The 7,150-nt window shown below is 47.7% G+C and carries 5 protein-coding genes and 3 pseudogenes; 4 read left to right on the forward strand and 4 right to left on the reverse strand.

The window, feature by feature from the left end; all coding sequences use genetic code 11:
* Positions 1 to 24: 24 nt before the first annotated feature.
* Positions 25 to 1,317 carry a PTS sugar transporter subunit IIC gene (locus tag EX31_RS16550; RefSeq protein ID WP_037035675.1) on the reverse strand — a complete coding sequence of 431 codons (1,293 nt, stop codon included), beginning with the start codon at positions 1,315 to 1,317 and terminating at the stop codon, positions 25 to 27.
* Between the two features lie 17 nt (positions 1,318 to 1,334).
* Entirely contained in the window at positions 1,335 to 1,664 is a 330-nt protein-coding gene (locus EX31_RS16555) for a PTS sugar transporter subunit IIB (protein WP_037035677.1), read from the reverse strand.
* 458 nt (positions 1,665 to 2,122) lie between these two features.
* Here EX31_RS16555 and EX31_RS16560 point away from each other — a divergent pair, with 458 nt between their 5' ends.
* On the forward strand, positions 2,123 to 2,896 hold the full coding sequence (locus EX31_RS16560; protein WP_037035678.1) for a DeoR/GlpR family DNA-binding transcription regulator: 774 nt from the start codon (positions 2,123 to 2,125) through the stop codon (positions 2,894 to 2,896).
* 471 nt (positions 2,897 to 3,367) lie between these two features.
* On the opposite strand, the gene EX31_RS16565 is transcribed toward EX31_RS16560, so the two are convergent.
* Positions 3,368 to 4,414 carry an alpha/beta fold hydrolase gene (locus EX31_RS16565; protein ID WP_197060741.1) on the reverse strand — a complete coding sequence of 349 codons (1,047 nt, stop codon included), beginning with the start codon at positions 4,412 to 4,414 and terminating at the stop codon, positions 3,368 to 3,370.
* Between the two features lie 115 nt (positions 4,415 to 4,529).
* Positions 4,530 to 5,099, reverse strand: a pseudogene (locus tag EX31_RS16570) (NADPH-dependent F420 reductase); the annotation flags it as partial.
* A gap of 151 nt (positions 5,100 to 5,250) precedes the next feature.
* Here EX31_RS16570 and EX31_RS16575 point away from each other — a divergent pair.
* The 3 genes and pseudogenes from EX31_RS16575 to EX31_RS26390 form a co-directional block, all read left to right on the forward strand.
* Entirely contained in the window at positions 5,251 to 6,147 is an 897-nt protein-coding gene (locus tag EX31_RS16575) for a LysR family transcriptional regulator (RefSeq protein WP_037035679.1), read from the forward strand.
* Between the two features lie 39 nt (positions 6,148 to 6,186).
* Positions 6,187 to 6,351 (forward strand): annotated as a pseudogene (locus tag EX31_RS25470) (LysR family transcriptional regulator); the annotation flags it as partial.
* 84 nt (positions 6,352 to 6,435) lie between these two features.
* Positions 6,436 to 7,150: pseudogene (locus EX31_RS26390) on the forward strand (transposase); the annotation flags it as partial.

A 7,150-nucleotide genomic window follows, 5' to 3' on the forward strand; every position in this document is an offset into this window, starting at 1 on the left:
ATAAAAGAAGGCGGAATGGACGGCTTATGCCGTGGCCATTTCCTGCTCACGTTCTTGCTCAAGAAGCTGCTTTTCATAAATTTTGAAGAAAGGCAGGTAGATGAAGATGTCGATAACAATCAGCGCGATAACCAGCAACGTATTGTTCATGGCCCAGCCTGCACCCCATGCGGCGCCAACCGGTGCGGGCGTGGTCCAGGGAACCAGAGAGATGACTTTGGCAATCAGACCGCTGGTGGTGGCAAACCAGGCAATGATTGCGTTCACCACTGGGGCGATGATGAAAGGAATAAATAGCACCGGGTTCATCACCACCGGGCTACCAAAGATGACCGGCTCGTTGATGTTGAAGCAGACCGGTACCACCGACAGCCTGCCGATGGCTCTGAGGTGTACCGCTTTACTGCGCATGTAGAGGATAACCAGCGCCAGCGTGGCACCCGAACCGCCGAGGTTGATAAAGAATGCCCAAAACGCCTCCGCAAAGATATGTGGGATGGGCAAACCGTTGGCCAGCGCCGTCTGGTTTAGTCCGAGATTAATCAGGTAGAATGGTTGCAGGATGCCGCCGACAATCGCCCCGCCGTTGATGCCAGAGAACCACAAAACCTGGCAGAGTAAGACCGCAATCAGCACCGCTGGCAGAGAGTCCGCCGCAGAAATCAGCGGGGTAAAGGCGGTCATGATTATTTCAGGTAACAGCATGCCGAACTGGTGTTGTAATACTACGTTCAACGGGTAGATGGTGCAGATAATGACAATCGCCGGGATCAAAAGGTTGAATGAGTGGCGAATTTTATCCGGCACTTGTTCTGGCAGCTTGATACCAATGTTGTATAGCTTCAGAATGCGGACCAACTCAACACAGAAAATCCCCACCAGAATCGCGGTAAAAATACCCGATCCGCCGAGGAAGGCCGCCGGCAGCGAACCATCTTTGTATGGCGAAGTGATCAGGAGGAAGGTCATCAGCGACAGCATGGCGCAGGAGAACGCATCCAGCTTGTACGTTTGTGCCAGATTGTAAGCTATCCCCGCACTGATATAGCAGGCCATAATCCCCATCGTCATATGGAAGGGGGTCATTATTTCGTTGAAATACTGCTGGGAAACGGATAACCAAAGTTTGCCAATAAAGAAGGTGGTATCCGGTGCAAAAGGCGGAAACGCAAAAATAAGTAAAAAAGAGCCCACGATCATAAAAGGCATCGCGCCAATAAAACCGTCGCGAACCGCCATAATATGACGCTGGGTTCCGGCAACGGCGGCAACGGGCGTAATTTTATTTTCGATAAAATTAAAAAATGCGTTCGACATGATATTACCCTGTAAAATTATTGTACTGGGTTAGTTTGAGAATCCTGAATCATCTTCAGAGCATCATTAAGGATTTTCTCACCTTTGAGCATGCCGTAATCCATATTGTTGATGATGGCTATCGGCTTTCCTTCACGTTGAGCAATCGCCTTAAACTCTTCGAATTTATATTTGATTTGCGGCCCCATTAGACAGCAATCAAAATGCGAGATTGTCGATTCAAACTCTTCCATCGCCACAGCAATAATTTCAGCCTCAATCCCGTTGGCACTGGCAGCCTGTTTCATTTTATTCACCACAATGCTGGTTGACATACCGGCAGCGCAGCAGAGAAAAATTTTTTTCATTTTCAGCCCTCTTTATAAAAATAGTGTGTAACTCTGGTCCGGCATTTCATTCGGTCACGTACCATGGACTGGTGGCTATCGTTCGCCTGGTCATTTCGTTCCTGGAATGAAATCTGCCAAAAAGTGTTCTTTTCATTTGACGGGTGCATGCTCTCAGTACTGGTCACCGGATTCCGTGACCCGAATCTCAAAAATAATCAAATCACTTACAAATCATTATATTTATGTGATTAAAATCACTTAATTTTAAGTGTTAAGATTATTTTTTATACAAAAAAGAATATAAATCCATTTTTACAGACAAATAAGTAAGTGCTTGTAAGTGATTAAAATTTAAAAATAAGGAGTAATTCCTCCTTCCGTGGGGACGTACCCGGTCGGTTATGAAGCCGTGTACGCTAGCCACGTTTTCAGCTAACATGCCCTGGTTATCCTTACTCAGAAGATTGGTAAACGTAATGACACAAGAAGAACGCTTGATCGAGTTAGAGGAATTAATAAAAAATCAGGGTAAAGTGACTCTCGATTACATCTGTCAGCAGTATAATATTTCATCGGATTCTGCACGCCGGGATTTAGTCAAACTGACACAACTTCCGCATATATTGCGTATTCGCGGTGGAGCTATTCTGGCAGAAAAGCGTGTCGAATTACCTTATGTTCAGCGTGCACAATACAGTGCTGAAAAAACATTACTTTCTGCCTGGGCGGCGAAAACCATTAATGAAAAAGAGATCCTGTTTATTGATGCCGGTACGACATCTGCCGCCCTCGCCCGCCAGCTTCCATCACCGGTTAGTGTCATTACCAACTCCATTGAAGTGTTGGGCGAGATCATTGGAAATAAAGGGATTAGTATTTCAGTATTGGGCGGTAATTTTGATGACTATTCTCACGCAATATTAGGTAATACCGTCTTGGAGCAAATTAAGCGTTATTATGCGGATAAAGCATTTATTGGCGTCAGTGCATTATCGGAAAGTGGCATCACCACAGATACAGAACTTGATGCACTGCAAAAAGTCGCCATGTCTAAACAGTCAAAAAAAGTGATTTGTATTGCAACCTTCGCCAAATTTAATCTACAACTGATGTATCAATCCTGCAGCTGGTCGGATATCGACCATATCATCACGGATAAAACACCACCAAAAAACATCCTCAAGCTGATCGAAGAGAACGATGTTGAATTGGTAGTAGTGGATACCAAAAGAATAGATACTGATGAGTAAGTAAGGCTGAGTTTTTCGTTGCAGACGTCCGGGCTTATGGGACGGTGCGGTTCGGAGGAGGCATGATCCTACCCACGACATAGCGGACACGCTGTTAAGCGAGTAAATCGTTAACAAGGTGAACCATGATGCAAGCAAAATCTATGAAGAAGACATCCCGTAATCGATATACCCCGGAGTTTCACCAGCAGGCGCAGGCTGAGCGTATCGGCGTGGCCAAAGACGCTAGGGGAGCTCAATCTGGACGATTATAAGCTCTACGCCTGATGCAGTTAACAACCTCAGCAGGGCTCCACTTCTGAACGTGAGCAGCAGGCAACCGAAATCGCATGTCTTAGGCGGCAATTGTCTGTGATGAGTTATGGTTCTTTTATCTCCCCCTACTCCGCCATAAACATGCTTGACAACTTAATAGGGGGCACTCGCACTAATCCAATTCCTCATGGGTAGTTGTAACAACAATAATTCCCTTTATTTACTGAGTTTATTATCACTCTCAGTTGTGTTCAAATTACCATTCACTTTCCCGTTCAGAAACGATTTAAGTTCAGATGTGAATTTGAGCGGGTTTTTGAACATCAAAAAGTGATCACCTTGTTCTACTCGGGTAAAAATAAATAATCTGGAGTCTGGAATGATCGACTGCATCCAGCGCTGACTTTCAATATATGGACTGTATTCACCGGTAAAGATTGCCGTTGGAATATCTATCTTGTGTTCAATAACATCCCGCCAGTCATTGGTCAGATGATCAAAGAGAACACGTTCGAGATCCTGCGGTTTGTTATGAGTTACTTGACGGGAAAAATTCTCAGAACTCGCAAACCAGGGAGAGTCCATTAACTGAACCCGTTCGAATGCATTCGGGTCGGAAATAAGCTTATTCGGTGTTTTCATACCACGGAATGCTTCGATCATTGCTTCGGATGAAGTCACACTTCCGCCAGCATGCAGGCGTTCCTGGTCTGTCCAGTTTTGATGGCTATAGATAGAGGGGGGCTCATCCACAAATGCAATTCGCTCTATGTCAGAAGTCCCAAATAAATCGATATAACTCCACAGAACAGATGCCCCCATGGACCATCCACTAAAACTGGCTTTAGTAATACCTGCATGTTGCGTCATTTCCCGGAGATCCATGGCAAAACGAGATATACGACTTCCGTAGGATGCGGATTCAGATAGCCCCTGATTTCTGGGATCCAGTACGTCCTGGCTTAGAAGGTACATCACATAGATATACTCTGCCCCGTTAGCTGCCCAACCAGGAACAAACACCAGAGGCTTCCCTTTCCCTGCTTCCCAGTAACGAAGTTTGACCCCATCACTTGTGGTAAAGGTATTTAACTGTAAGCCCTTAAAATCGGACAGCATGGATGGCATACCCTCAGGCGGAGCGGAAAAAACAAAGTCCCGACCAATAACATCAACGGCAGAAGCGGCAAATACGGCATGAGTTGAAATGGTCATAAGAAGAGTGAAAACCCATTTAACAACATACTTTTTAAAATTTTTCACGACAATGTCCGGATAAATTGTATGCGCAGATGAACCTCTCTAACACGGTTTAGTAATCGGACGGGCTCCAATAAAATTATCCAACCGAGGGGAGACGGATAATTGTTCAGAATATTCAGGCTTTCACCCAGGCAGGAGCGACTACCGGCCCCTGACCCAGGAAATAGCCAAACTGGATATTCATAACGCCAAGAGGCTCAAGGTAACGGCTGTTCTTGAGTAGGCCCGCATTTACCGGCTCCAGATTCACAGATGTGGCCAGTTCAGCTACCCGCTCACGAGCCTGGTCATGATTCCCGGCAATAAATACCTGTAATTTGTTGCTCTGACGTGATTCTTCCGGGAGCAGTTGAGCAAAAAGCGTATTGAACGCTTTTACAACGTTAGCCTTCGGAACCAGTTTCTGAATTTCTTCTGCCGCTGAGGTCTCATGACCAATAACCAGTTCACTGAAATCAGCACTCACCGGATTAGAAATATCGACCAGCACTTTGCCATCCAGATCACCAGCGGCTGAAAATACGTCTGTTGCTGCAAGGTAAGGGGTGGCAAGAATAATAATGTCTGCAACGGAGATAGCAGCGGCAATCCCTCCCCCCTGAACTGAATCACCTATTTTGTGAGCCAATTCAGCGGCTTTAGCCGGGTCCCGGTGCCCGATAAACACATCATGCTTACCAGAAAAAAGAGCAGCAAGTCCTGCCCCATATTGCCTGTACCAATTACGCCAATTTTCATGTTTCGTTCCTCTAGATGATTAACGAAACCAGTCTATTATTGCGTCATAGCATGATAAATTGCTTTAATGTTTGAACATTATAACCGGATTATTTCCAATGGATAGATTGACCAGCATGGCCATCTATGTCAAAGCGGTGGAGCTGGGTTCCTTTTCAGCCGCAGCGGATGCAATGAATCTGTCCGCACAACTTGTGGGTAAGCATGTCGCAGCACTTGAGCACCATCTTGGTGTACGATTAATAAGTAGAACAACCCGGCAACATAGCCTGACTGAGGCGGGCCATCATTTTTATGAGCGTGCAAAAATTATTCTTGCGGAGGTAGAAATTGCCGAATCGTTTGCCGAGGAAGTGAGGGTTGTTCCGCGTGGCAGACTTAAAATCAATGCCCCCGTGACATTCGGCATCAATGCGCTTGCCCCTCTTCTGCCGCTATTTCTTAAAGAACATCCTGAAATATCGGTCGAAATGACGCTAACTAACCGTAAAGTGGACCTGATTGACGAAGGATACGATGCCGTTTTCCGTGTCGGCGCGCTGGCGGACAGTGCTTTGATGGCAAAATCCCTTGCCCCTTACCAGTTGCTTCTTTGCGCAGCACCTGATTATCTGAAAAAAACACTGTTACTGAAAAAACCAGAAGACTTATTGCAGCATGAATGTTTGATCTTCACTCATACCACCCTCAGGACACAGTGGGAATTTGATGGTCCGGAAGGCTATGTTTCACTGCCCGTTTCCGGGCGTCTGCTTCTGGACAGTGGCGAGGCGCTGATCAGCGCAGCCTTGTCTGGTTTTGGTATTGCAATGCAACCAACAGAACTGGTGTGGCCGCACATTGTGGCAGGCAGACTCGTACATGTATTACCCGAGTACAGCGTACCCTCAAGACCTTTGCATGTAATGTATGCCCCGGACAGAAGGCTGACACCAAAGCTTCGCAGCTTTCTTGATTTTTCGACCCGTCACTTCGGCACTGGCCAGGGGAAATAACTCCCGGCTACCCGCCGTGTGTTGTAGTGGAATTCCTGTATGCCAGCACCTTTCACCACTGATTCTCTCCGGGCCCTTGTCCATTTTGTTGCCGTGGCGGATGCACACAGTTTTACAGAAGCAGCCGAGCAACTGGGAATGACCCGCTCAGCAATCGGTAAGAGTATTGTCCGGTTGGAAGAACGACTGGGCACGAAGCTTTTTCACTGACCCTGACCCAAAATCCTGCTCCATTCAGAAACAGAATTCCGGCATGATAAATCCCCCCCCTGAGCGGAGGTGGTGCCGATGAAAAAGTCACGATTCACCGAAGAGCAGATTATCTTTGCTCTCAAGCAGGCCGAGCTGGGGACGTCCGTGCCGGATGTCTGCCGTAAGCAGGGTATCTCTGATGCCACTTTTACACGTGGCGCAAGAAGTACGGCGGAATTTCCCCTTCGGAACTCAAACATATGCGGCAGCTGGAAGAGGAAAATCTGCGGCTGAAGAGGCTGGTTGTTGACCTCAGCCTCGATAAGGCCATGTTGCAGGGCGTGCTGGCACAAAAGAGCTGACGCTGGCACGCCTGCGCGAATGGGTCAGGGATTTACAGGCCCGATACGGTGCCAGCGAAAGACAAATCTGTTTTGCGCTGCGACTCAGCCGCAGCTCGTTCAGGTATCGTTCTGTTGCTGCCGATGACAGTGCGCTGCGCCTGCGCATCCGCGAGATCACCGAAACCCGGGTGCATTACGGTTACCGCCGGGTACACGTGATGCTCAGACGGGAAGACTGGCGCGATAACCACAAAAGGATTTACCGGCTTTACAGCGAGCAGGGGCTGTCGCTGCGCCTCAAACGGCCGCACAGCGCCGACAACCGCAGCCGCAGGGTCTGTATCCGAATCACGTCTGGGGCATGGATTTTGTCTCTGATGCGCTGTTTGACGGGCGACGACTGCGCCTGCTGACGGTTATCGACCTGTACACCCGCGAATGCCTGGGGCTCTGCGTGGGGGCAGAAT

This window comes from Rahnella sp. WP5 (assembly GCF_000745615.1).
In the GTDB taxonomy this organism is placed as follows: Bacteria; Pseudomonadota; Gammaproteobacteria; order Enterobacterales; family Enterobacteriaceae; genus Rahnella; species Rahnella aceris.